We start from the raw sequence: 266 nt of genomic DNA, 5'->3' as shown, positions 1-266 counted from the left end.
CGATGAGGCCACCGAGGACTTCCACAAGGGCGCATCCATCACCAACCACGTGGGCAACCTGCGGGATGCCACGGTCAGCCTGTTGTACCGCAAGCGGGTGTTGTGGCTGGTGCTGCTGGTGTTCGGCAACCTGTTTTCGGGGGCGGGCATCGCCGCGTTCGAAGAGACCATTGCCGCGCATATCGTGCTGGTGTTCTTCCTGCCGCTGTTGGTGGACAGCGGTGGCAATGCCGGGGCGCAGTCGGCGACCTTGATGGTGCGGGGCC

The 266-nt window shown here is 64.7% G+C and carries 1 pseudogene; it reads left to right on the top strand.

Going from position 1 to position 266, the window contains the following annotated elements:
- Positions 1 to 266, top strand: a pseudogene (locus tag SB756_RS30930) (magnesium transporter); the annotation flags it as partial.

The sequence above is a fragment of the Pseudomonas sp. SIMBA_068 genome (assembly GCF_046534705.1).
GTDB lineage: Bacteria > Pseudomonadota > Gammaproteobacteria > Pseudomonadales > Pseudomonadaceae > Aquipseudomonas > Aquipseudomonas putida.
Note: the sequence above shows the minus strand (reverse complement) of the source record. Positions and strands in the feature narration are given on the sequence as shown.